Consider the following 22,193-nt stretch of genomic DNA (forward strand, 5'->3'; position numbering starts at 1 on the left):
CCTATCTTGCCCTACGCTTCGCTCCGGGCGGGTTCGCGGCCCCGAAGTCTCGATTCTTCCCTCCTCCGCTCCTCCGCTACGCTCCCCCGATCCGACGCGGAGGTCTATCGGGCCGCAGTCCAGAATCGAGACGGCCGCGAACCTTTCAGTGTTGTCTCAGTGCGGTTTCTGCCGGATTCAGCAGTTGCTGTAGTCGCGCGCCCATCAGGTCCCAGCGCCACTGCTGCTGCACCCAGGCGCGGCCGGCCGCGCCCATACTGGCGGCGGTGTCCCGGTCGGAGAGGATGTCGACGATGGCATCCGTGAGTTCTTCGGCGGAGCGGCCGTTCACCACGCGTCCGGTCTCACCCTCGCGCACGGTTTCCGGCGCGCCACCGGAATTGCCCGCCACCACCGGTACTCCCGTGGCGGAGGCTTCCAGGAACACGATGCCCAGGCCCTCGACGTCCAGGCCGAAACCGCGGGTGCGGCAGGGCATGGCGAACACGTCGGCGATGGTGTGGTGGGCGGCGAGCTCGCCCGACGGGACGCGTCCGGTGAAGACCACGTCATTGCCGAGTCCCATGACCTCGGCGAACTGCCGCAGCTTCTGCTCGTACGGCCCGCCGCCGGCGATGACCAGCACCGCCCCGTCGATCCGCCTGCGGATCTCGAGCATGGCCGTGATCAGCATGTCCTGCCCCTTGCGCGGCACCAGCCGCGACAGGCACAGAATGGTCGGCCGGTCCCCCAGCCCGTAGCGGGCCCGCAGCTCGGCGCGGGCGGCCGGATCCGGCTTGAACACTTCCGAATCCACGGCGGGAGGCAGGTATTCGAGCGCGGCCTGCGCCCCGAACGCGGACGAGAACCGCCGCCGCGTGTACTTGCTGACATAGGTGACGGCATCGGTGTGATCGCCGATGACCCGCAGCGCCCGCCGCGCTGCCGGCAGCATCGACCAGCCCACCTCGTGCCCGTGCGTGGACGCCAGAATCCGCTCCGCGCCCGCCTGGCGCAGCACCGGCGACAGCAGCGCCAGCGGCGCCGCCGCCCCGAACCACACCCGGTCGCATTTCTCGTCGCGCATGAGCTTCTTGGCCCGCCGCGCCACCAGCGGTGTCGGCAACATCAGTGTCGTCGGATGCCGCACCACCTGAAACGGCTGCTGCGCATCGAACTTCCAGTGACTGTCGCCCCGCCACCGAGGCGCGTACACCAACAGTTCATCGGCGGGCAGCTGCCGGGCGAGCGCATGCAGATACGACTGAATCCCACCCGGTCGCGGCGGGAAATCATTGGTAACCAGCAGAGTTCGCCCCATGCCACAAACCTACTGCACCCGGGGCCCGCACTCCTCCCGCCCCGAAACCTCGCACCCCCGGGCCTCCGAGTGCTACGCGCCTTCGGCGGTGCGGGTGGTGAGCCAGGCGCGCCAGTCGGTGACGAGGTCCTGGTAGCCGGTGCCGAGGGTGGTGCGCAGAGCGGTGTCGACGGCGGCGCGGTCCTTGGGGCCCGAAGCCAGTTGGCGGTAGAGGGCGACGAGTTTCGGGTCGCCGTAGCGGTCTGCGATGAAAGCGCAGGCGGACCAGCCCTCTTCGTAGGCCAGGGAGGCTTGGCCGCTGGTGGGCTCGAACATGGCGTCGGGCGGGAGGTCGCCGGGGAGGTCGCCGGCGCGGGCGCGGGTGGTGAGAGTGGGGGCGATCTCGGTGATGGGCTGGCGCAGGTTGCGATGGGCCGAATATTCGGCGAAGCCCTCGAGCATCCACATCGGGGAGCCGTCGACGGTGACCGCGCGCGAGGCCATGTGGGTGAGTTCGTGCCGCAGCACCGAGCGCAGGCCGTCGGCGCCGAGGCGGCGCCCGGCGTCGGGGCCGAAAACCACGCGCTGGCCGGTCGGTTGGGCGCCGGGACGGAACGGATCGGCGACGGTCGAGGCCGCGACCTCGGCGGGCACGTGACCGACGGCGTGTGTGAGGGCGGCGAATTCGGAGACGCTGGATGCCACCACCACGACGGGGGCCTGATTCCAGTCCGAACCCCACAGCGCGGTGACCGCGGCGGTGCTTGCCGCGAGTTCGCCTGCCAGCACATCGATATCGGCGCGCTGCCCGGAATGACCGAGCACGACACCGACCCGCCCCGACCCTGTCGCCCTGGTCTCGGCGACCACCTTGCCGTAGCCCTCCATGGTCCGTTTCACCAGTGGCACCTGCGGATCGGAAGCGGTGACCTGGCCCGAGTCCTGCCCGGGCACCACCGCACGCAGCTTGGGCAGCACCGAGTTCGGCAGCATGAGCAGCGCCCCGCAGGCGGCGGTCAGCGCGCTGACCATGACCAGGGTGGCGACGAACTGGAACCGCCGCCGCGCCGCCAGCCAACCGCGCATCCGCCGCAGAGCGCTCATCGCCACCTCGTCGTGATCATGCTCTGCGCACTGGGCACGAGTGGGGACCCTACGTGGTTACGCAAGCTGCCTCCTCCGGGTCCTGATCACTCATGCCGGCCGCACACTGGGCACGAGTGGGGACCCTACGTGGTTACGCAAGCTGCCTCCTCCGGGTCCTGATCACTCATGCCGGGTCCGCGGGAGCTCAAAACCGGCGCGCCGAATGGAATGGTGTGGAGCCCATCGGCGCGACCTGAACCGGTACGCCGAAAGTCGAAGCGTGCAGCATCAATCCGTTGCCGGCGTAGATGCCCACGTGCGAGATGTCGGAGTAGAAGAAGACGACATCGCCGGGCTGGAGGTCCTTCTCGTCGACCGGCGTGCCGTAGCTGGACTGCTGCTGGCTGGTGCGCGGCACGCTCTTGCCGACCTGATGGAAGGCCCACTGCACCAGGCCGGAGCAGTCGAACTGGTCGGGACCGGTGGCGCCCCAGACATAGGGATCGCCGACGCGGGTGAGCCCGGCGGCCAGCGCGCTGGTGCCGGAACCGGGCACCAGGCCCTGGAGCAGGCTGTCGCGATCGAAGCCGGGCGGGAACATGGAGCCCACGAGCGCGGACTTGTCACTGGCGGAGAGCTGACCCCAGGCGGCGATCACCTGCGCCATGGACCCTTGCAGCGCAGCGCGTTTGGATTCCAGGTCCTTGCGGACCGCGTCGGCGGCGGCGCTGGCGGCGCGCGCGGTATCGGCAGCGGCGCGGGCGGCGGCCTCGGCGACCGAGGCCGCGTCGGTGGCCTTCTCGTACTGGCCCAGTTGATCATTCGTGCGCGCGCCCACGAAGTCCACGATGGACATCTGGTCGAGCAGCTGCTGCGGTGAATTGCTGACCAATAGCGAAGTGAGCCGGTTGGTGCGGCTGCCGAGCAGTGCCGAGGTCGCGGCCCGATCGATGACCGGTTGGTAGCGACGGATTTCCGCCTTGGCCGCGTCCAGGGTGGCGGCCGCGGCGGCGGCCCGCTGGTCGGCGGCGCCGGCGGCGGCGGCCTTGGTGTCCAGATCGGACTGCGCGTCGAGCGCCTGTTGATTGAGCTGTTCGGATTGCCGCGACAGATCGACGAGCCGCTGCACCGCTTCCCCGGCAGATGCCGGTGCGGAGGCCGGATCGGCTGTCGCGGGCCCGATACCCAGGGTGCCGTAGGTGCCGACCATGAGTGCACCTACCGTGAGGGCTTCACCCACCAGTCGCCTGGTTCGCTGACTGTGTGTCCGATGATGTCGCTGCTGCGCTGCCACCGTTGGTGTCGTCCCGTTCTCTTACCCCGAGCCGGTTCAGAAGGTCTCGATAAGATTACGAAACGGCGACCGCTTGTGTCCAGCAGGCCACGGAATCGTCACGGCCACCGTCTCCTCCGCAGGTCGGCCGCCTGCGGTCGGCATTGGGGAAGACTCCCCGGTCGAGCAGCGGATCAGATGCGGCGCGCGCCCGCGAACGGCATCGAGGAGATCGGGGCGACCTTCACCGGCTGGCCGGAGGTCGACGCGTGCACCACATTGCCGTCGCCGACGTAGATGCCGGAGTGGCTGCCGCCGTAGAACGACACCACGTCGCCGGGCTCCAGATCGTCGAACGACACCGGGCTGCCGGAATTGAGCTGCTCATAGCTGGTGCGCGGCAGGCTGATTCCGGCCTGCGCGTAGGACCACTGCACCAGACCGGAGCAGTCGAAGGCGTCCGGGCCGGCCGCGCCGTAGACGTAGGGGTCGCCGACGCGGCTCAGGGCGGCGTTGACCGCGGCCTGGCGCGGGCCGCTCTGCAGCCCGGGGGCGGCCGGGCCCCACGGGGTGAGGATGCCGGGAAGGGCGGGGATGTTCACCGGAAGGGATTCCGGCAGACCCGGGATGCCGGCGGGGAGCTGGATCTGGTCGGGCACGTCGAAGGTGCCGACCGGGGTGTTCACCGGCTGGGCCGACGCGGGGGTCGCGGGCAGCAGCAGCGCGCTCAGCGTGGCAGCGCCGACGGCACCGGCCGCAGCGGCACGACGCGCAGTGCGCTGCATGCCCCGGACCTGTCGCTTGACGGTGGTGGTCGCCATGATGAGGTACTTCCAATCTGCCCCGCGACGCCGCACCCGGTGGTGCGTCGGACTCCGCGAGGTCTCAGGAAGATTACGAGTGCATAACGGCGCTTTGTAAAGCCGAGTCGGCCGGCCCGTCACTCGAAATTGTTACGCGTCCCCATTTCGGTGCGACAAACATCACAGCAATCACGAAACGATAACAACGGCCATTTTCCGGAGAGCGCCCCGATAGCTACCGACGAGTAGGCAGCGCCCGCCAAAGACCCTCCCGACCTCGACGAATTCCGCATAACACGAGGTCGGAGCCATGACCCCCGACCTGGGCGATTCCGACACGCCTAGGCGACACGCCCGACCGCAGGACAGCGGGGCAGCACCCGCCGGAGTCCGATGCGAACCGACCACACTCATACGCGAGATTGATTCACTTTCTGAATAATTGTGACCCTGACCACAATCTCGCATATTTCCGCAATTCGGGGATTTCATCTCGAGAATCTCCACCACATATTCAGACATTTCCCCAGGTCGCGCGAAGCAACTCCCGGAGCCCGGCCCGAGTTCCCGGCCCGACCTGCGGAAAGAGCCGGATCACGCGTTCCCGGAGACGGTCACGACCCTCGGACCTGCGGTGAATGCCTTGGCGGGGAAAGGTTGTCGGACCCTGCGCCTAGGCTTCCCGTCCGTGTCCGGACAGCTGGCCTTCGACGAGCTCGAAACCCCGCTCTACGACACGACGTTCGTGGTGGTGGACCTGGAGACGACCGGCACCAGCCCCGAGGGCGACTCGATCACCGAGATCGGCGCGGTGAAGGTGCGCGGCGGCGAGGTTCTCGGCGAGTTCGCGACCCTGGTGAATCCCGGCTGCGCGATTCCGCCGCAGATCGTGCAGATCACCGGGATCACGACCGCCATGGTGGTGGACGCGCCGCGCATCGAGCAGGTGCTGCCCGGGTTTCTGGAGTTCGCGCGCGGTGCGGTGCTGGTCGCCCACAATGCCCGCTTCGATACCGGATTCCTGAAGGCCGCCGCGGTCCGGTGCGAATTGCCCTGGCCCGCTTTCCAAACGCTGTGCACGGTCCAGCTGGCGCGGCGGGTGCTCGGCAAGGACGAGGCGCCCTCGGCCAAGCTCTGGTACCTGGCGCAGCTGCTGGGCGCCGAGACCCGGCCCACGCACCGCGCCCTCGACGACGCCCGCGCAACGGTGGACGTGCTGCACGCGCTCATCGCCCGGGTGGGCAATCAGGGCGTGCACAGCCTCACCGAACTGCTCGACTATCTCCCCGAGGTGACGCGCCGACAGCGCGCGAAACGTGTGATGGCAGCGGATCTTCCGGCCACGCCGGGGGTGTACCTGTTCCGGGGTCCGTCGGACGAAGTCCTCTATATAGGGACGGCGGTGAATCTGCGCCGCCGCGTCCGCACCTACTTCACCGGTTCCGACACCCGCCCGCGCATGCGCGAGATGGTGCAGCTGGCCACCCGGGTCGACCATGTCGAGTGCGCGCACGGTCTCGAGGCCGGGGTGCGGGAGCTGCGGCTGCTGCTCGCCCACACTCCGCCCTACAACCGGCGATCGAAGTTCCCGCAGCGCGCCTGGTGGCTGACGCTGACCGACGAGCCGTTCCCACGTTTCGCGGTCTCGCGCACTCCGGCCCGGGACGCACTGGGCCCGTTCACCTCTCGCGCCGATGCTCTGGAGATCGCCGCCACCGTCGCCGAGCAGGCGGGCCTGCGCACCTGCACCACCCGCATCCCGCGCACCGGCCGCCATGATTGCCCGCCGGCCGTGGTCGGCGGTTGCCCCGCGAGCGCCCACAACAGCCCCCTATATATAGAGGAGTACCGGCGAGCTCCGGCCGCCGTCCGCGCCCTGTTCGCCGGCGCCGACGACGCCCTGCTGCACGCGATTGCCGAGCGGCTCGAAAGCCTCTCCACCGCAGAACATTTCGAGGCCGCAGCCCGGCTGCGGGATCGCACCGTGACGGTGATCCGCGCCCTGCGCCGCACCCAGCGCCTGACCGCCCTCGCGGCCATCCCGGAACTGATAGCTGCCCGCCCCGACGGTGCGGGTGGCTGGGAGTTCGCGATCATCCGCCACGCCCGCCTGGCCGCCGCGGGCACCGCCGTGCGCGGTATCTCCCCCATGGCGGTGGTGGACCGCCTGGCGGCCGCCGCGGAAACCGTCATCCCGCCCCGTCTCCCCGGCCCGGACGACGACCCCGCCTATCCCCCACTGCGCGGGGCGCTTCCGGAGGAGGCCGGCCTGCTGGTCCGCTGGCTCGAACGGCCCGGCACCCGCATCGTCCGCACCACCGACGGCTATGGCGAACCCCGCCTCGGCGCGGGCGCCTGGCTCGACTGGGTCACCCGCGCCGAAGCCGCTGCCCAGATCTCCGACCCGGAGCAGTCGACACCGGTGTGATGTGGCTCGCGCCTGCCAGAATGGCGGAATGTATGTTCCCGATGCCGAGCGCTGGAACCACAACATCGAGTATCACTTGCTGCTGGCCGCCGCGGTCGGGGGCGCGCGGGATGTGCTGGATGTCGGATGCGGGGAAGGCATGCTGGCCAGGCGGATTCGGCGCGGCGGGGCCGCGGTGACCGGCATCGATCCCGATTCGAGGAGTATCGAGCTGGCCCGGGACCAGTCCGCGGTGGACGACATCACCTATCTCCGGGCCGATTTCCTCGAGTATCCCTTCGAACCGGAATCGTTCGACGGCATCGTGTCCATCGCGGCCCTACACCACATGGACACCGTCAGCGCCCTCACCCGGATGCGGGACCTGCTGCGCCCCGGCGGGACACTCGCCGTCGTGGGCATGGCGCGCAACGATTTTCCCTCGGATCTGCCGTGGGAGGCCGCCGCCCTGTTCACCAGCTTCAAGGATCGGCTGTTCCGGGCGCAGTGGGCGCACCCGTCGCCGGTGGTGTGGCCGCCGCCGCAGACCTATGCCGAGACGCGGCGAACGGCAGCCGAGATCCTGCCGGGCGTGCGCTATCGCCGGCACGTGCTGTGGCGATTCTCGCTGGTGTGGACCAGGCCGAATCCGGCTGGGCCGCAGGCATAGCCGTCGGCGCGGGAGGCCGGCGGCGACCGCAAGCGCAGGCCGTGGACACCGATCGCCGGCGCGAGATGTCCGCGGCACCGGCAAGCGTTGGACGTCGGCGCCTCCCGCAACCGTGGGAAGTCGGTACCGACAGTCAGCGCGGGATGTCGTGGGTGCGGCCGGGTCGGGTGCCCGGTCGCCGTGGGTAGCCGGGACCGAAAACGGCATACGAGCCCACCATGCGGGCGACGGTCTCGGCGGTCAGCCCCAGCTCGAGTAGTTCGGCGGCGAGCAGCTGCCGGATCTGATCGACCAGGCCGCGAAAGCTGATGTGCTGGTCGGCGAGTCGGCGGTGCAGGCCCCGCTCGGACAGCGACAGTTCCCGGGCCACCTCGGCGAGCGACGGCGCGGCCGCGGGTGTCCGCAGCAGCACCCGGCGGACCCGGGCCGCCGCGCCGGTGTGCCGATGACGCCGATCCAGCGCCAGCTCGCACTGCTGGATGCACAGCGCGCCGGTGTGCGCGTCCGGCGGCCGGGCGGGCCGATCGAGCGCCTCGGGCGGGACGGTGAACCCGCCTCGGCCCGGCCCGAATTCGAGGGCGAGCGCAATGCCGGTGGCCGGCATCAGCGCCGAGACCAGCGTGCGGGCGGCGGTCAGGTCGCGGGTGAGCAGGAAGGCCCGCACCTCGCCGCGTACCTCCCCGTCCCCGGCTGCGACCGCGAGCCCCGCCGCGGTCTCGGTGAACGACGGCTCGAAGCGGACCGAAGTCACCGCGAAGTACCGGGGCAGCAGCCGGATCGCCTCCCGCACGGTCGGACTCGTCACCATGGCGTAGCCCACGATCCCCGCGCCGGGGAGCGCGTACCGACGCCCGGTCGCCGCCCCCAGTTCGGCCGGGTCTCCCCCGTGCGCGATCAGATTCCGGATGACACGCAGTTCCTGGCCCGACCGCACCTGCGCGCCCGATTCTTCCAGGTCGCTGCCGCGCAATCCCGTTCCGGCCAGGCATGCCGAGGCCGGAATCCCCTGTGCCCGACCGGTCTCCACCGCATAGCGGGTCGCCACCGCGGGCCGGGCGACCGCCCGTCGATCCGGCTGGACAGCCATAGTCCGGAAGCTAACAGGTCCCGGTTACCTTGTCATCCGATCCACCGAGTCCCGGGAACGGGGAAGGCCCCGAGTCGAATTCGACTCGGGGCCTTCCCGTGTGACGGCGACGATCAGTGATCGTGCTTGCCGGCGGCGGCGTTCTGCGCCTCCTCCAGCACCTCGAGCATCTTGTGCTCTTCCTCGTGGGCGACGGCGACCAGGTCCGCCTGCTCCGAGGCCGGGTCGGCGCGCAGGAAGGAACCGGTGCCGGGCTTGCCCGCGGACCCCAGCTTGGTCATCTTCTTGGGCACCGGGGCGCCCTGGTACTCCAGCGGGATCGGGTGGCCGTGCGAGTCGACCGGGCCCAGCGGCTGGTGCACCTCGATGTACTCACCGTGCGGAAGCCGCTTGATGACACCGGTTTCCACGCCGTGCTCGAGCACCGCGCGGTCGCTGCGCTGCAGGCCGATGCAGAACCGGTACGCGACGAAGTACGCGATCGGCGGGGCCAGCAGCAGGGCGATGCGGAAGAACCAGGTCGTCGCGTTCAGCGAGATGTCGAACTTGAGCGACAGGATGTCGTTCACACAGGCCAGGGTCAGCACCATGTAGAACGCGATGGCCATGGCACCGATGGCGGTGCGGACCGGCACGTCGCGCGGACGCTGCAGCAGGTTGTGGCGGGCGGTGTCGCCGGTGAGGCGCTTCTCGATCCACGGGTAGGCGATCAGCACGCCGAACACCGCACCCATGATCAGCGCGACCCAGAACGGCGCCGGGACCGTGTAGCGGCCCAGGTACAGCTCCCACGGCGGCATGAGACGCGCCATGCCGTCGGTCCACATCATGTAGAAGTCCGGCTGCGAACCCGCGGAGACCTGAGACGGGTTGTAGGGACCCAGGTTCCAGATCGGGTTGATCTGGAAGACGCCACCCATGATGGCGACGACGCCCAGGGTGAAGGCGAAGAACGCGCCCTGGTCGGCGGCGAACACCGGGATGATGCGGGCGCCGACGACGTTCTTCTCGGTGCGGCCCGGTCCGGGGAACTGGGTGTGCTTCTGGTACCACACCAGCGCGACGTGCGCGGCGATGAGCGCCAGGATGATGCCCGGCAGCAGCAGCACGTGCGCGATGTACAGACGCGGAATGATGATGGTGCCCGGGAAGTCACCACCGAAGATCAGCCAGTGCATCCAGGTGCCGATGACCGGGATGCCCATGGTGATACCACCGAAGGCGGCGCGCAGACCGGTGCCGGAGAGCAGGTCGTCCGGGATCGAGTAGCCGAAGAAGCCCTCGAACATGGCCAGGATGAGCAGCAGCGAGCCGATCACCCAGTTGGCCTCACGCGGCTTGCGGAAAGCGCCGGTGAAGAAGATGCGGAACAGGTGGATGATGATCGACGACGCGAACAGCAGCGCCGCCCAGTGGTGCACCTGGCGCACGAACAGACCGCCGCGCACCTCGAAGGAGATGTTCAGCGCGGTCTCGTAGGCCCGCGACATGGTGACACCGCGCAGGGGCTGGTAGGCGCCCTGGTAGACGGTCTCCGACATGGACGGGTCGAAGTACAGCGTCAGGTAGATACCCGACAGCAGCAGGATGATGAACGCGTACAGCGCGATCTCACCGAGCAGGAACGACCAGTGGGTCGGGAAGACCTTGTTGATCGATCGCTTGGCGAACGCCGCGAGGCGGTAGCGCTCGTCGATCTCGTTGGCCTGGACGGCCACTTTGCTAGGGCTCATGAACGACGCTCCCAGTAGGCCGGGCCGAGGGGCTCGATGAAGTCGTGCTGGGCGACCAGGTAGCCATCGGCGTTGACGGTGATCGGCAGCTGCGGCAGCGCACGCGCGGCGGGACCGAAGACCGGCTTACCCCACTCGGTCGCGGAGAACTGCGACTGGTGGCAGGGGCACAGGATTCGGTTGGTCTGCTGCTCGAACAGCGAGGTGGGGCAGCCGAGGTGGGTGCAGATCTTCGAGTAGGCGAAGTAGTCGCCGAAGTTGAAGCTCTCCTGGCCCTTGCGCTTGATGGCGTGCTCGGCATCGTGGGTGCGCAGGCGAATCAGCATGACCGCGTTGCGGATTCCACGCAGCGACTGCAGGGTCGCGTGCTCGTCACCGCGCCAGGATTCCTTCCAGGGGAAGACGGTCTCCATGGCGCCGGCGTCCAGATCCTCCGGCTTGACCAGGACGATGTCCTCGGGGCGGCCGGTGTCGCGACGCAGGTAGATGGTCTCGCCCGGGTAGTCCGGGGTCCAGCCCGAGACCCACAGCGGCGACTTGTCGCGCTTGGCCCACGGGTTCTTGATCATGCCGCCGACGAAGACGAGCAGCGCGCCGACGCCCATGACGCCCACGCCCAGGCCCGCGGTGCGGGTGATGAGCTTGCGGCGACCCAGGGTCGAGGTCTCGGCGGCGTCCTGCAGCTGCGCGACCAGGGTGCGCCGGTCGACCTCCTTGGACGCGCCGTCGTGGCGGTCCTGGATGGAGATCTCGGCGGGGACGAAGTGCTTGCGGATCAGCACCACCGCGACGCCGACGGCCAGCACGGCGATGCCGAGGGTGAGGCCGTAGAGCGGGGTGGTCAGCGTGTACATGCCGTTGCCGTCCTGGTGACGGCCCTTGTACTCCCAGGGCCAGAACAGGAAGACACCGATCAGCGCGGCACCCGCGAGCGCGGAGATGCCGAACCAGAGCGCCACCCGGCGCTCGGCGCGCTTCTCGGCCCGGGTACCCGGGACCGGCCAGCGCGGGGCGCGGTAGGCGACGTCGACACCGTCCAGCTCGGTGCCCAGCTTGACCAGCTCGTCCCGCGACATGGCGTCGAGCTGCTCATCGGTGGGTTCGGTGGGGTTGTCCCCCATGCTGTTTCGCTCCTGTTCACTCATGGCTGTGTCCGATCGGTCATGGCCGCGGGCCCTCCATGGTTACGCTTCGCTGCCGCCTTCGGGCCTGACGCGGTCATGACTGTGTCCGATCGGTCATGGCCGCGGGCCCTCCATGGTTACGCTTCGCTGCCGCCTCCGGGCCTGACGCGGTCATGACCGGGAACCGATCCACATCGCGGAGCCGACCAGGACCACGATGCCGACGACCCAGATGGCCAGGCCCTCGGTCGCGGGACCGAAGCCGCCGAGGCCGTAGCCGCCCTCGGACGGGGTCTCCATGCGGTCCTTGATGTAGGCGACGATGTCCTTCTTCTCGTCCGGCGTCAGCTGCCGGTCGGAGAACTTGGGCATGTTCTGCGGGCCGGTGAGCATGGCCAGGTAGAGCTGCTGCTCAGTGGCCGCCTCCAGCGGCGGCGCGAACTTGCCGGACGACAGCGCCCCACCCTTGCCGGTGAAGTTGTGGCAGGAGGCGCAGTTCATACGGAACAGCTCGCCACCGCGGCCGAGGTCGCGGTCCTCGACGATGGACTCCTGCGCGATCTCGCCGTTGCTGTCGCGAAGCACGGTCGGACCGCCGCCCTGGGACTGGACGTACGCGCCGAGCGCGTCGGTCTGGTGCGCGTCGAACTTCGGGGGCTTGCGCTGGATCTGCGCCTCGTTGCGGGCGGCCGGCATACGACCGGTGGAAACCTGGAAGTAGACCGCGGCCTCACCGACGCCGATCAGGCTGGGGCCGCGATCCTGGACACCCTGCAGGTTGGCGCCGTGGCAGGTGACGCAGGAGGTGTCGTAGATCTGCTTGCCCTCGCGAATCAGCGCGGACTGGTCCTCTTTCGCGGTGGCGACCTGAGCCTGCGGGGTCAGGGCCGACGCCGCGAAGCCGGCTCCGACGAGGCCCATCAGGAGGACCAGACCGCCGGCCAGCTTCCGGCGCATCCGGCGCTGCTTGCGGATCTTGGTGGCCTGGCCGATCCCCTCGGGATCTGGCGCTGACGGGGGAGATGAACTCATCTGTGTCCCTTTGGAGTAGACGGAACCGACTTGTACAAGTTTTCGGGTCGCCGACGCGGGCTGGGCCTCGGCGCGTCCGGTGCTAGCGGACGAAGTAGATCGTGGCGAAGAGGCCGATCCAGACGATGTCGACGAAGTGCCAGTAGTAGGAGACGACGATCGCCGCCGTGGCCTGCGCCGGGGTGAACTTGCTGAGCTTGGTGCGGATCAGCAGGAACACGAACGCGATGAGACCGCCGATGACGTGCAGACCGTGGAAGCCCGTGGTGATGAAGAACACCGAGCCGTACACGCTGCTGGAGATCGAGGTGCCCTCCGAGTACAGGGCGTGGTACTCGGTGGCCTGGCCTCCGACGAAGAACGCACCCATCAGGAAGGTCAGCAGGTACCAGCGGCGCAGGCCGAAGACGTCACCCTTCTCCGCCGCGAACACGCCCATCTGGCATGTGAAGGAGGAGGCGATCAGCACCGCGGTCACCGGCACGGCGAGCTTCATGTTCAGCTCGGTCGGCTCCGGCGGCCAGTTTCCGTGCGCCTGCGCGCGAGCAACGAAGTACATGGCGAACAGGCCGGCGAAGAACATCAGCTCGCTCGACAGCCAGATGATGGTACCGACGCTGACCATGTTGGGCCGGTTCAGCGAATGCACACGCTGGGTAATGGCCGATCCTGGGGTCCCTACTGCGGTCGTCACGCCGGTAAGTATGACTTGTCGTAGTACGACAGGCGTAGGCGGGTACGAAACTTTGTCGTACGTGTCGGAAAGCCCAGGGCGAGCGAGCGACTCGCAGGGCTCTCGGCGTGTCCCGGAAAGCCTAAATTGCGCAGGTAAGAGGAAGCTGAGCCCTGTGGAGAGGGATGTATGAGCGTGAAATCGTGGTGGCGGCGGATAGCCGGACGCGGCGGAGCAGCGGAACTGGACCCGTCGCGGCCCGATCTGGTGGTGGTGGCATCGAGTTTCGATGACGCCGAAGCCTGTTCGGCGGCCCTGGGAAAGGCTTTGCAGTGGACATCGGACGATCCGGTAGTCCTCCGGCACCACCTCCGGGTTCCCGCCGACCGGGTCGGTGAGGTGCAAGTCATCGCCGCGCAGATCGGCTATGACACGGCCGCGGTGGACGCGGCCGACCCCGCGAACCTGGTGTTGCAGCGCGTGCAGGTGCTCGACGCCCTGCACTGCTCCCAGGAGCGTTCCCGCATGACAGGAATCGCCCATCGCTATGACGGCCATGTCCTCGGCTGGGATGCCCTGCAGCCCGCCGCCGGTCCCGACGGAAAGAAGTAGCCCCGCACACTAGGCTTGCCCCAACGACACTGGCGTCCGGCGTGGACCGGAAACGGGAAGAGAAGGCAATGAGCGCGCGCAGCTGGAGAGAAATTCTCGGCATCCTCACCGACGGCAACGATCTGTCCTCGGATGAGGCCGCGTGGGCGATGAACGAGATCTTCTCCGACAACGCCACCTCCGCGCAGATCGCGGCCTTCGGCGTGGCCCTGAAGATGAAGGGCCCGACCCCGACCGAACTGAGCGGCCTGGCCACCGGCATGCTCTCGCACGCGAAGCGGGTGCCGTTCGAGGGCGCGGCGGTGGATATCGTCGGCACCGGCGGTGACCGCTCGGGCAGCGTGAACATCTCCACCATGTCCTCGATCGTGGTGGCGGCCAGCGGGATTCCGGTGATCAAGCACGGCAATCGGGCGGCCTCGTCCAAGAGCGGCGGCGCGGACGTGCTGGAGGCGCTGGGCGTGAAGATCGCGCTCGGACCGGAATCGGTGGCCGAGTGCGTGCGGCAGACCGGCATCGGTTTCTGCTTCGCGCCGGTGTTCCATCCCTCGCTGCGGTTCGCGAGTCAGGCACGCGGTGAGATCGGGATTCCGACGGTCTTCAATATCCTGGGCCCGCTGACCAATCCGGCGCAGCCCAGCGCGGGCCTCATCGGCTGTGCTTTCCCTGATCTGGTGCCGGTCATCGCAGGTGTGTTCGCCGAACGCGGCGCCTCGGCGCTGGTGGTCCGCGGCAATGACGGCCTGGACGAGATCACGACCGCCGACACCACCGATGTGTGGGTGGTCGCGGGCGGCCGGTCGCACGAAACCACCATCGACCCAACCAGACTCGGCATCGAGCGGGTGGATCCGTCGGCGCTGCGCGGCGGCGACGCGGCGATGAACGCGGAGATCGCGCGCACGATGTTCGCCGGCGACCCGGGCCCGGTGCGGGACGCGGTGCTGCTGAATTCGGCGGCCGCGCTGGTGGCATTCGACCTGTCCGCCGCGGACGTGGACGATGATCTGCACACCAAGCTGGCCGCGGCGTTGAAGCGGGTGGCCGAGATCGTGGATTCGGGTGCGGCCTCGGCCCTGCTGGATCGCTGGGTCACCGTCTCCAACGAGCTCGGCGCGAACTGACGCTCGGGGGCTTCAGGCCCCCGGTTCGGCCGCGGAGTCCACGGCCTGTTTGAAACGGCTCATGGCATCGAAACTCTTGATGCCAGGGGCGGTTTCGACCGAGCTGGAGACGTCGACGCCGAACGGCCGGTGGGTCGTGATCACCTCGGCGACATTGTCGGGGCTGAGACCACCGGCCAGCACCACCTGTCCGGGTATCTTCTCCAGCCAGTCCGGGAATTCGGCGAAGACGCCCGATCCGGTGCTGGCGTCGTAGAAGAAGTATTCACAGACCTGTTCCGGGGTGGGTGCGACGGCCGAGCAGTAGGCCAGGTTCGGCAGGTCGGTCCAGTTGTAGAGCTGGATGACGTCGAAGTCGCCGATCACCTCCGCTACCTCGGTCCGGTCGAACGCCACCACGAACGAGCGAATCCTGCCGCGCGCGTACGCCGCCAGCTCGCGCGCCCGGGCGGGCTCGACATACCGCTTGCTCTTGGCCGTACCGACCACGCCGATGGCGGAGTAGCCGAGCTCGACGGCCCAGTCGATCTGTTCCTCGGTGGTGAGCCCACACACCTTCACGAACATGGGTTCCTGCCCTCTCATGGAAGATTTCCTCCGAGTGTCCTGAGAGTTCCGGTCACCCAGCTGTGTGTTTGCCGTTCGGTCCCCGAGGCGGCGTTACAGTTTCGACATGCGATACGGAGTGGTGCTACCCGGCCTGGTGGCCGTGTTCCTGGGCATCGGCATTCCGGTGAGCGCCGCTCACTGGGCTCACGACGAGACCACCGATCCCGGCGCCCTCAGTGTGGACGGCCGCAGCTACGGCGTTCCGGGCGACTGCGTGACCATCCGCAGTGTGCCGCGCCGGCTCAATGTCGACAATGCAACCGCCCTGCGCGCCCGGGTGTATCTGTTCCCCGGCTGCAAGGGCGGCGTCACGCACACCATCGAGCCCGGGCACACCGGCACGGCACTGGGCGCGTCCGTTCAGACTCGCTGACCCGGGCGGCTATTCGCCGATCGAGAAGCCGGCCTCGACGTCCGCGCGCGAGTAGGACTTGAACGCGATGTGGGTGGCCGTGCGCAGCACGCCCGGCGTCTTGTTGATCCGGCCGGTGACCACGTCGGCGATCTCCTCGTGGTCGCGCACCCGGACCACGGCGATCAGGTCCACATCCCCCGCGCACGAATAGACCTCGGCCACCCCCTTGATGTCGGCCAGTTCCTGTGCGGTCTCCGGAATCCGATCCGGCTCGGCAGAGATCAACACGATCGCGGTAATCATGTGCCCAACTCTAGGTGATGGCCGGGGCGGCAGCGCCGGTCCGGGATGGAACGGCGTGGGTTCGGGTCAGTCCGGGATCGAGTCGGTGTGGTCGAGCGGGTCGCCGAGGAGGTCGGCGGCGGCGCGGTGGATCTTTTCCAGCGCCGATATCAGGTGGCGGCGTTCGGCGTCGGTGAGGTCGGCGGTGACCTTGTCGGACAGGGCCTTCCGGTCGGCTTCGACGGGGTCGCGGAGGTCGCGGCCACGGTCGGTGAGCCAGAGCCGGACCAGGCGGTTGTCCTTGTCGTCGCGGCGGCGGGTGAGCAGTCCGGCGGCGGCCATGCGGGTGGCCATCTTGACGACGGTCGGCGTGGTCACGTTCAGCGCGGCCGCCATCTCCCCCGGTGTGCGGCCGTCCTGTTCCCACAGCACGGCCAGCACGTGATTCTGGCCGAGGTGCAGGCCGAGGCGGCGCATATCGCGATCGGCCAAGGCGCGCAAGGCTTTCGAGGTGCGGCCGTGCAGGTCCAGGAAGTCGGCTGAGCCTTGGGAAGACATGAGGCCTCCGGTCGGGTGCGGGTATTGACCGTCGATCATTAGCCGTCTAACGTTTTTCAGTAGACGGCTAACGATCTGGAGGTGCCATGCTACTGCTGACCGGAGCGACCGGGAACATCGGCCGCGAACTCACCCGCATTCTCGACGCCAACGACCTCGACTTCCGTGCCCTGGTGCGTGATCCGGCACGGGCGGCGACCCTGCCCGCGCGTGCCGAGACCTGCCGGGGCGACCTCGACGATCCGGCGAGCCTGGACCGAGCCATGACCGGAGTCACCGGCCTGTTCCTGCTGGTCCCGGGTGTCGGGCTGGACCACACCCGCAACCTGCTGCACGCCGCCGCGCGGGCGGGGGTGGGCCGGATCGTCATGATCTCCTCCGCCCACGTGCTGGTCGAACCACTGCCCGCCATGGGCAGCTGGCACCACGAGCGCGAGAATCTGGTGCGCGCCAGCGGAATTCCGTGCACGATCCTGCGTCCGGGCGGGTACATGTCCAATGCCCTGGAGTGGATTCCGGCGTTGCGGGCGGGCGACCCGATCCTCGACCCCTCCGGTCCGGGCCGCTTCGCTCCGATCGATCCCGCCGATATCGCCGAGGTGGCGGCCCACTGCCTCACCGAGCCGGGCCACACCGGGGTGGCCTATCACCTCACCGGCCCGGAGAGCCTGACCGTCGGCGAGCAGGTAGCGATCCTCGCCCGAATCCTGCACCGCGACCTCGAGATTCGTGAGACCGCGACGCCGGAGGAGGCGGTGGCGGCCCGCTACCCGAACGGCGCTCCCCCGCCGCTGGCCGCGGCGATCGTGGCGGGCTTCGCCCTCATGCGCGCCGACACAGTGGGCGCCCGCACCGACACCGTGGCCGCACTGCTCGGCCGCCCGCCGCGTACCTTCGCCGAATGGTGCGCGGCTCATCGCGCCGCCTTCGAGAACTGACAGAGCCTTCGAGAACTGACAGAGCCTTTGAGAACTGACAGAGCCTTCGAGGACTGACAGAGCCTTCGAGCGCTGCGGCCGCACCCGGCTGACATCACCTGCACCAGTGACGGGATTCGAACCCGCGGCTTCTTCCTCGACGGGGAAGTGAGGACTCCGAACTCCTCCACACCGGCTGGACCACCCCACGACCTGCGCGCCAGGGCGTCGGTGGCGACGATGACGGTAATGACACGTCGCGGAAAGCGGTACCGAATTTCCGCGGCGGGGTCAGCCGAGGTCGGCGAGGAGGGCGCGGGCCTCGTCGGCCTCGGGGACCTCGAGTTCCTCGAAAAGAGCCAGGGCCCTGGCGGAATGGTCGCGCGCGGCGGGAGTCTGCCCGAGCGCCCGGTGGGACTGGGCCAGGCCGAGCAGGGCGCGGGCCTCCTCGGCACGGTCACCGAGATCGCGGCAGGCCGTGACGGCGGCGGTGAAGTCGGCGACCGCGGCGGCGGGATCGTCCAGGGCGAGGGCGATCTCGCCGAGACCGTTGAGAGCTTCGGCCTCCTCACTGCGGAAGCGGAGTTCGCGGCACAGGTCGAGGGCGCGGCGGTGGCGGCGGCGTGCCTCGTCGGGGCGATCCTCGCCGAGATGGACCCGGCCGAGATTGTTGAGCACGACGATTTCCCCTGTGCGGGAGCCCAATTCACGGTAGAGGCGCAGGGCTTCGCCGAGTCGCTCTCGAGCCTCGGGGTAGCGCTCCGAGCGTTCGCTGACGGTGCCGAGGCTGGTGAGGCAGGCCGCCTCACCAGCGCGGTCGCCGAATTCGCGGAACAGGGCCAGCCCCTGCCGATAGTGCTCCCCGGCCCGCTCGATATCGCGCTGCCAGAAGACGTACCCGAACACGTAGTGGGCCCTGGCCTCCGCCCGCCCATCCCCGGCCGCGCGGGCCGCGTCCAGAGCCTGCTCACCGTGGTCGTGCGCCTCGTCCAGCCGCCCGAACCGCCAGGCGATCCAAGCCAGGTCACTGCACGCGCGAGACTGCGCAGCCAGGTCCCCATCGCGGCGGCTACTCCGCAACGCCTGCGTGTGCATGGTGCGCGCGGCACCGTAGTGGCCGTTCCCATCGAGGTAGGCATGCAGACTGCGCGCCAGCCGTGCCGTGTAGCCGGGTCGTGCGGACTCCTCCGGCGCAATGCAGATGGCCACCAGGTTGATGCGCTCCGCATCGAGCCACTCGATGGCCTCCGCCGCCTCCTCGAAGGTCAGCGCCGATTCCGTGAACGACTGCGCCGCGGTCGAATCCAGCCCACCGGCGGACTCCGGCGTGGGGTGCGAGCCGTCGGGGAAGAGCAGCCGGACGGCGTGGGCGGCGGTGTCCTGGTAGTAGCGGTAGAGGGATTCGACTGCGGCAGAACGTGTTTCGGCCGATTCCTCATTCGCCGCGGTGGTGCGTGCGTGCTGACGGAGCAGGTCGTGCATGGTGTAGCGGCCGGGGCGCAGCTGGGTCAGGACGTGGGCGTCGAGCAGGCGCTCGAGGTGGTGCTCGGCCTCGGCGACGGCGAGACCGGTGAGGGCCGCGGCGGCGTGCGGTTCGATATCGCGCGCGGGGTTGAGCCCGAGCAGCCGGAACATACGCTGCTCGGCCGGTTCCAGCTGCTGATAGGACAGCGCGAAGGCCGAAGCCACCCCGCGTTCCGGCGTGGCCAGCTCGGTGAGCCGCCGCCGTTGATCCCGCAGCCGCCCGGCCAGGTATTCGACGGTCCACTGCGGCCGGTGCGCGAGCCGCGCCGCCTCGATGCGGATGGCCAGCGGCAGGAATCCGCACAGCTGCAGCACATCCAGCGCCGCCAGCGGTTCCGCGTCGGCCCGCTCCCCACGATGGCCCGGAACAGCTCGACCGCATCGGCCGCCGCCAGCAGCTCCATCGACAGCGATTGCGCCCCATCCAGATCCAGCAGCCGCCGTCGGCTGGTCACGATCACCCGGTGCGCCCCGCCCCCGGCCAGCAGCGGCCGCACCTGAGCGGTGTCGACCGCATTGTCGAGCACGACGATCACCCGCCGGTCCCGCACTCTGGCTCGCCACAGCGCCGCCCGTTCCGCCTCCCCCGACGGAATGGCGTCCTCGGACACGCCCAGCTGACGCAGCAAGGCCCCCAGCGCGATCCCGATATCCAGCGGCTCCCGCCCCGGCGTATGCCCCTGCAGGTCGATGAACAACTGCCCGTCCGGAAACCGCCCCGCCACCGTGTGCGCCAAATGCACTGCGAGCGCGGTCTTCCCGACCCCCGCCATGCCGTCGATGACCGCCACCCCGGTGGCCTCCCCGATCAGCCAGCCGCGCACCCGCTCGATATCCCCGGCCCGGCCCGTGAAGTCGGGGACGTCGTACGGCAGGAAGTTGACCACCTGCCCCGTGGCGGGCGGCGCGCTCTCCGCAGGATCGGCGGCCGGATCGGTCCCGTCCCCTACCGGGTGCGACGGCGCCTCGAATCGGGCGGCGTCCGCGCCGATGCGGCCCGCACCGAGGTCCCACGTCTCCGAATGATTACGAGCTGTCGGCCCACACCTACCGGGGCGCCAAGGTCACCGGCCTGACCGAGGAGGAGACGATCCGCGCCCGGCAGGCCGCGTCCACGGACCCGGAAGCCGAAGCGGCCCTGGCCTTCGCGCACGCCCTGCTGGTGCACAACGGCACCGTCACCGACGCCGATCTGCGCACCGCCCAGGACGCGGGCCTGGCCCCGGACCTCCTGGTGGAGATCATCGCCCACGTGGCGCTGAACGTCTTCACCACCTACGTGGCGACCGCAGGCCGAGTCGCGATCGACTGGCCGCTGGTCCGCCACAACGAATAGCCGCCCGGTCTCGACGCTCGAGCCCGGCAGCCGAATCGAGGGGACGGTTGCGCGGCCCGAACGCCGAGTGGCACACCGCCGAGGGGATTCGACCGATTCCCCCTCGGGGGTGTGCCACTCGAGGAATGCCCACCCCCGCGCCCCGAGGTGATCGGGGCGCGGGCGGGTGATCACCACTGGCCGGGGACGTACTGGCCGCCGAGCTGGCCGGAGATGACGTTCAGGCGGTTCCAGGCATTGATGGTGGCGATCAGCGAGATCAGTGCGCCGATCTGCTCGTCGTCATACTCCTTGCGGACCAGGGCCCAGGTGTCCTCGGAGATGCCGCCGCCGTCGGCGAGGCGGGTGCCCTCGTCGGTGAGGGCGAGGGCCGCGCGCTCGGGCTCGGTGAAGACGGTGGATTCCTTCCAGGCGGCGACCATGGCCAGGCGGACCGCGGTCTCGCCGGCGTGGGCGGCATCCTTGGTGTGCATATCCAGGCACATGCCGCAGCCGTTGATCTGCGAGGCGCGGATCTTGACCAGTTCCTGGGTGGCCTTGGGCAGGCTGGACTCGTCGACGACGCGAGCGGCGGTGACGAGGCGCTTGTTGAACTTGGCGGCGACTTCGTTCTCGTACAGGGCGAAACGGGTCATTGTTCTCTCTTTTCTCTGTGTCGTTCGTTGGCTTCGTCAGGTTGACGACGCGGACCGCGCGGGTGTGACATCGGGTGCGATGTGACGCCGGTCATGTCTTCCGGGGAGGTCCGGCCGATCGCGCCAACCTCACGACAATGCCGGTCCTGCTTGATATTTCGGCTGTTCGGACACTGTCTCGCGACGATGTGAATCTTGATTTCGCGAAATCGCCTCCATCGAAGTGGATCCGGCGCGATCATGATTCGGACGATTGTGAACCGACCGGTAGTCACATCCCGGCTACCTAGGGGGTTGCGATGCTCGACACAGGCAGACATCGGAGAATCTCACCCAACGGTCAGTGGCAAGGAGTCCGCCCCCGCCTGGGGCGCGTCCGGCCCGGCCGTCATCAGCGCAGGACATCGAATCAGTTCCGCACCAAGGCCATCCAGGCCCTGCTGCCCGGTGCGACCGTCATCGCGCTGGCGACGGCCGCCGCTCCGGCCCACGCCGACGCGCCGCCGCAGCCGGTGCAGATCGATTCGATCGCCGGGCTCTCCCAGGACATGCTGGCGACCATCAACGCGTTGCAGACCTTCAATATCCCCGGCATGGACCTGCCGGGCCTGAATCTGCCCGCGCTGTTCACCCCGGACACCGCGATCGTGGTGCTCGGTTACGGTCTGCAGCCCGACGGCTCGATGCGCCCGGAGCTCATGGCCCGGCTCTACGCCGGCTACGTCTCGGCCCTGCTCTCGCCGCAGGCCCCGGTCATCGTGACGGGCGGCAATCCCCAGAACGGGGTGACCGAGGCGGACGCCATGGCGGACTGGCTGGTCGAGCACGGTATCGACCGCACCCGCATTCACACCGAGACCAAGGCGAATTCGACCGTCCAGAACGCGGCGTTCTCGGCGCAGCTGATGGACGCCATCGGCGCGCACGCGGCGATCCTGATCACCTCGGCGAACCATATCGCCCGGGCGCTGATGAATTTCCAGGCGGCCGGGATCTCGGTGGTGGCGACCATGACGCCGGATGCCGCCCCGCTGTCGGCGGTGCCGTACGGGCCACGCAGCTAGTCCGCGGAAC

General features: G+C 69.0%; 22 protein-coding genes, 1 tRNA gene and 1 pseudogene. 8 read left to right on the forward strand and 16 right to left on the reverse strand.

Going from position 1 to position 22,193, the window contains the following annotated elements:
- Positions 1–145 precede the first annotated feature (145 nt).
- From ACIRRA_RS18270 to ACIRRA_RS18285, 4 genes are all read right to left on the reverse strand, one after another.
- Positions 146–1,300, reverse strand: coding sequence for a glycosyltransferase family 4 protein (locus tag ACIRRA_RS18270; RefSeq protein WP_402769037.1), 1,155 nt, complete (start codon positions 1,298–1,300; stop codon positions 146–148).
- A 72-nt stretch (positions 1,301–1,372) separates the two neighbouring features.
- On the reverse strand, positions 1,373–2,383 hold the full coding sequence (locus ACIRRA_RS18275) for a peptidase MA family metallohydrolase (RefSeq protein WP_402769040.1): 1,011 nt from the start codon (positions 2,381–2,383) through the stop codon (positions 1,373–1,375).
- A 187-nt stretch (positions 2,384–2,570) separates the two neighbouring features.
- Positions 2,571–3,575, reverse strand: a complete 1,005-nt coding sequence (locus ACIRRA_RS18280; RefSeq protein WP_402769043.1) for an NlpC/P60 family protein — start codon at positions 3,573–3,575, stop codon at positions 2,571–2,573.
- A 257-nt stretch (positions 3,576–3,832) separates the two neighbouring features.
- The gene (locus tag ACIRRA_RS18285) at positions 3,833–4,459 is read right to left on the reverse strand and encodes a C40 family peptidase (RefSeq protein ID WP_402769046.1); all 627 of its coding nucleotides are present in this window, start codon (positions 4,457–4,459) and stop codon (positions 3,833–3,835) included.
- Positions 4,460–5,108: 649 nt separating this feature from the next.
- On the opposite strand from ACIRRA_RS18285, the gene ACIRRA_RS18290 reads away from it, so the two are divergent.
- Positions 5,109–6,869, forward strand: coding sequence for a DEDD exonuclease domain-containing protein (locus ACIRRA_RS18290; protein WP_402769306.1), 1,761 nt, complete (start codon positions 5,109–5,111; stop codon positions 6,867–6,869).
- A gap of 28 nt (positions 6,870–6,897) precedes the next feature.
- Positions 6,898–7,518, forward strand: coding sequence for a class I SAM-dependent methyltransferase (locus ACIRRA_RS18295; RefSeq protein ID WP_402769049.1), 621 nt, complete (start codon positions 6,898–6,900; stop codon positions 7,516–7,518).
- 133 nt (positions 7,519–7,651) lie between these two features.
- Here the strand turns inward: ACIRRA_RS18295 and ACIRRA_RS18300 are convergent, their stop codons facing one another.
- From ACIRRA_RS18300 to ACIRRA_RS18320, 5 genes are all read right to left on the reverse strand, one after another.
- Positions 7,652–8,605, reverse strand: coding sequence for an AraC family transcriptional regulator ligand-binding domain-containing protein (locus tag ACIRRA_RS18300; protein ID WP_402769051.1), 954 nt, complete (start codon positions 8,603–8,605; stop codon positions 7,652–7,654).
- Positions 8,606–8,718: 113 nt separating this feature from the next.
- Positions 8,719–10,338, reverse strand: coding sequence for a cytochrome bc complex cytochrome b subunit (locus tag ACIRRA_RS18305; protein ID WP_402769054.1), 1,620 nt, complete (start codon positions 10,336–10,338; stop codon positions 8,719–8,721).
- The gene (locus ACIRRA_RS18310) at positions 10,335–11,483 is read right to left on the reverse strand and encodes a ubiquinol-cytochrome c reductase iron-sulfur subunit (RefSeq protein WP_357005382.1); all 1,149 of its coding nucleotides are present in this window, start codon (positions 11,481–11,483) and stop codon (positions 10,335–10,337) included. The genes ACIRRA_RS18305 and ACIRRA_RS18310 overlap by 4 nt, the downstream gene beginning before the upstream one ends.
- Before the next feature lie 150 nt (positions 11,484–11,633).
- Entirely contained in the window at positions 11,634–12,494 is an 861-nt protein-coding gene (locus ACIRRA_RS18315) for a c-type cytochrome (protein ID WP_402769057.1), read from the reverse strand.
- Between the two features lie 82 nt (positions 12,495–12,576).
- Entirely contained in the window at positions 12,577–13,188 is a 612-nt protein-coding gene (locus tag ACIRRA_RS18320; protein WP_083868641.1) for a heme-copper oxidase subunit III, read from the reverse strand.
- A gap of 168 nt (positions 13,189–13,356) precedes the next feature.
- On the opposite strand from ACIRRA_RS18320, the gene ACIRRA_RS18325 reads away from it, so the two are divergent.
- Complete coding sequence (locus ACIRRA_RS18325) at positions 13,357–13,779, forward strand: hypothetical protein (protein WP_402769060.1); 423 nt, start codon at positions 13,357–13,359, stop codon at positions 13,777–13,779.
- A 68-nt stretch (positions 13,780–13,847) separates the two neighbouring features.
- Positions 13,848–14,903 (forward strand): anthranilate phosphoribosyltransferase, encoded by a 1,056-nt coding sequence (gene trpD / locus ACIRRA_RS18330; RefSeq protein ID WP_402769063.1) that lies wholly within the window; start codon positions 13,848–13,850, stop codon positions 14,901–14,903.
- Between the two features lie 12 nt (positions 14,904–14,915).
- Here the strand turns inward: trpD and ACIRRA_RS18335 are convergent, their stop codons facing one another.
- Positions 14,916–15,488, reverse strand: coding sequence for a hypothetical protein (locus ACIRRA_RS18335; protein ID WP_402769066.1), 573 nt, complete (start codon positions 15,486–15,488; stop codon positions 14,916–14,918).
- A gap of 88 nt (positions 15,489–15,576) precedes the next feature.
- Between ACIRRA_RS18335 and ACIRRA_RS18340 the strand changes: the two genes are divergently transcribed.
- Positions 15,577–15,885 (forward strand): hypothetical protein, encoded by a 309-nt coding sequence (locus ACIRRA_RS18340; RefSeq protein WP_402769068.1) that lies wholly within the window; start codon positions 15,577–15,579, stop codon positions 15,883–15,885.
- A 9-nt stretch (positions 15,886–15,894) separates the two neighbouring features.
- On the opposite strand, the gene ACIRRA_RS18345 is transcribed toward ACIRRA_RS18340, so the two are convergent.
- Positions 15,895–16,170 carry an Lrp/AsnC family transcriptional regulator gene (locus tag ACIRRA_RS18345; RefSeq protein ID WP_040856541.1) on the reverse strand — a complete coding sequence of 92 codons (276 nt, stop codon included), beginning with the start codon at positions 16,168–16,170 and terminating at the stop codon, positions 15,895–15,897.
- A gap of 66 nt (positions 16,171–16,236) precedes the next feature.
- Positions 16,237–16,707: a MarR family winged helix-turn-helix transcriptional regulator gene (locus tag ACIRRA_RS18350; protein ID WP_402769072.1), complete on the reverse strand. Its 471-nt coding sequence runs from the start codon at positions 16,705–16,707 to the stop codon at positions 16,237–16,239.
- A gap of 86 nt (positions 16,708–16,793) precedes the next feature.
- Here ACIRRA_RS18350 and ACIRRA_RS18355 point away from each other — a divergent pair, with 86 nt between their 5' ends.
- Positions 16,794–17,645 carry an NAD(P)H-binding protein gene (locus ACIRRA_RS18355; RefSeq protein WP_402769075.1) on the forward strand — a complete coding sequence of 284 codons (852 nt, stop codon included), beginning with the start codon at positions 16,794–16,796 and terminating at the stop codon, positions 17,643–17,645.
- Between the two features lie 101 nt (positions 17,646–17,746).
- Here ACIRRA_RS18355 and ACIRRA_RS18360 read toward each other — a convergent pair.
- The 3 genes and pseudogenes from ACIRRA_RS18360 to ACIRRA_RS18370 all read right to left on the reverse strand — a co-directional run.
- Positions 17,747–17,821 (reverse strand) — tRNA-Asp (locus tag ACIRRA_RS18360).
- Positions 17,822–17,915: 94 nt separating this feature from the next.
- Positions 17,916–19,463 (reverse strand): tetratricopeptide repeat protein, encoded by a 1,548-nt coding sequence (locus tag ACIRRA_RS18365; RefSeq protein WP_402769078.1) that lies wholly within the window; start codon positions 19,461–19,463, stop codon positions 17,916–17,918.
- 32 nt (positions 19,464–19,495) lie between these two features.
- Positions 19,496–20,035 (reverse strand): annotated as a pseudogene (locus ACIRRA_RS18370) (NB-ARC domain-containing protein); the annotation flags it as partial.
- Positions 20,036–20,310: 275 nt separating this feature from the next.
- Between ACIRRA_RS18370 and ACIRRA_RS18375 the strand changes: the two are divergent.
- Positions 20,311–20,484 (forward strand): hypothetical protein, encoded by a 174-nt coding sequence (locus ACIRRA_RS18375; protein WP_402769081.1) that lies wholly within the window; start codon positions 20,311–20,313, stop codon positions 20,482–20,484.
- A 170-nt stretch (positions 20,485–20,654) separates the two neighbouring features.
- Here ACIRRA_RS18375 and ACIRRA_RS18380 read toward each other — a convergent pair whose 3' ends face one another.
- Positions 20,655–21,119, reverse strand: coding sequence for a carboxymuconolactone decarboxylase family protein (locus ACIRRA_RS18380; RefSeq protein WP_357005361.1), 465 nt, complete (start codon positions 21,117–21,119; stop codon positions 20,655–20,657).
- Positions 21,120–21,418: 299 nt separating this feature from the next.
- Here ACIRRA_RS18380 and ACIRRA_RS18385 point away from each other — a divergent pair, with 299 nt between their 5' ends.
- A complete protein-coding gene (locus ACIRRA_RS18385) occupies positions 21,419–22,183 on the forward strand; it encodes a YdcF family protein (RefSeq protein ID WP_402769084.1) in 765 nt (254 codons plus the stop codon).
- Positions 22,184–22,193 lie beyond the last annotated feature (10 nt).

Source organism: Nocardia sp. NPDC101769, from assembly GCF_044766925.1.
Classification (GTDB): domain Bacteria; phylum Actinomycetota; class Actinomycetes; order Mycobacteriales; family Mycobacteriaceae; genus Nocardia.

What these genes read in the sequence shown, in the direction of transcription:
- ACIRRA_RS18350 (WP_402769072.1), bottom strand. Translation starts at nt 16,707, where the DNA reads ATGTCTTCCCAAGGCTCAGCCGACTTCCTGGACCTGCACGGCCGCACC.
- ACIRRA_RS18385 (WP_402769084.1), top strand. Translation starts at nt 21,419, where the DNA reads ATGCTCGACACAGGCAGACATCGGAGAATCTCACCCAACGGTCAGTGG.
- ACIRRA_RS18340 (WP_402769068.1), top strand. Translation starts at nt 15,577, where the DNA reads ATGCGATACGGAGTGGTGCTACCCGGCCTGGTGGCCGTGTTCCTGGGC.
- ACIRRA_RS18325 (WP_402769060.1), top strand. Translation starts at nt 13,357, where the DNA reads ATGAGCGTGAAATCGTGGTGGCGGCGGATAGCCGGACGCGGCGGAGCA.
- ACIRRA_RS18270 (WP_402769037.1), bottom strand. Translation starts at nt 1,300, where the DNA reads ATGGGGCGAACTCTGCTGGTTACCAATGATTTCCCGCCGCGACCGGGT.
- ACIRRA_RS18300 (WP_402769051.1), bottom strand. Translation starts at nt 8,605, where the DNA reads ATGGCTGTCCAGCCGGATCGACGGGCGGTCGCCCGGCCCGCGGTGGCG.
- ACIRRA_RS18315 (WP_402769057.1), bottom strand. Translation starts at nt 12,494, where the DNA reads ATGAGTTCATCTCCCCCGTCAGCGCCAGATCCCGAGGGGATCGGCCAG.
- ACIRRA_RS18355 (WP_402769075.1), top strand. Translation starts at nt 16,794, where the DNA reads ATGCTACTGCTGACCGGAGCGACCGGGAACATCGGCCGCGAACTCACC.
- ACIRRA_RS18305 (WP_402769054.1), bottom strand. Translation starts at nt 10,338, where the DNA reads ATGAGCCCTAGCAAAGTGGCCGTCCAGGCCAACGAGATCGACGAGCGC.
- ACIRRA_RS18280 (WP_402769043.1), bottom strand. Translation starts at nt 3,575, where the DNA reads ATGGTCGGCACCTACGGCACCCTGGGTATCGGGCCCGCGACAGCCGAT.
- ACIRRA_RS18295 (WP_402769049.1), top strand. Translation starts at nt 6,898, where the DNA reads ATGTATGTTCCCGATGCCGAGCGCTGGAACCACAACATCGAGTATCAC.
- ACIRRA_RS18310 (WP_357005382.1), bottom strand. Translation starts at nt 11,483, where the DNA reads ATGAGTGAACAGGAGCGAAACAGCATGGGGGACAACCCCACCGAACCC.
- ACIRRA_RS18345 (WP_040856541.1), bottom strand. Translation starts at nt 16,170, where the DNA reads ATGATTACCGCGATCGTGTTGATCTCTGCCGAGCCGGATCGGATTCCG.
- ACIRRA_RS18335 (WP_402769066.1), bottom strand. Translation starts at nt 15,488, where the DNA reads ATGAGAGGGCAGGAACCCATGTTCGTGAAGGTGTGTGGGCTCACCACC.
- ACIRRA_RS18380 (WP_357005361.1), bottom strand. Translation starts at nt 21,119, where the DNA reads ATGACCCGTTTCGCCCTGTACGAGAACGAAGTCGCCGCCAAGTTCAAC.
- trpD (WP_402769063.1), top strand. Translation starts at nt 13,848, where the DNA reads ATGAGCGCGCGCAGCTGGAGAGAAATTCTCGGCATCCTCACCGACGGC.
- ACIRRA_RS18275 (WP_402769040.1), bottom strand. Translation starts at nt 2,383, where the DNA reads ATGAGCGCTCTGCGGCGGATGCGCGGTTGGCTGGCGGCGCGGCGGCGG.
- ACIRRA_RS18285 (WP_402769046.1), bottom strand. Translation starts at nt 4,459, where the DNA reads ATGGCGACCACCACCGTCAAGCGACAGGTCCGGGGCATGCAGCGCACT.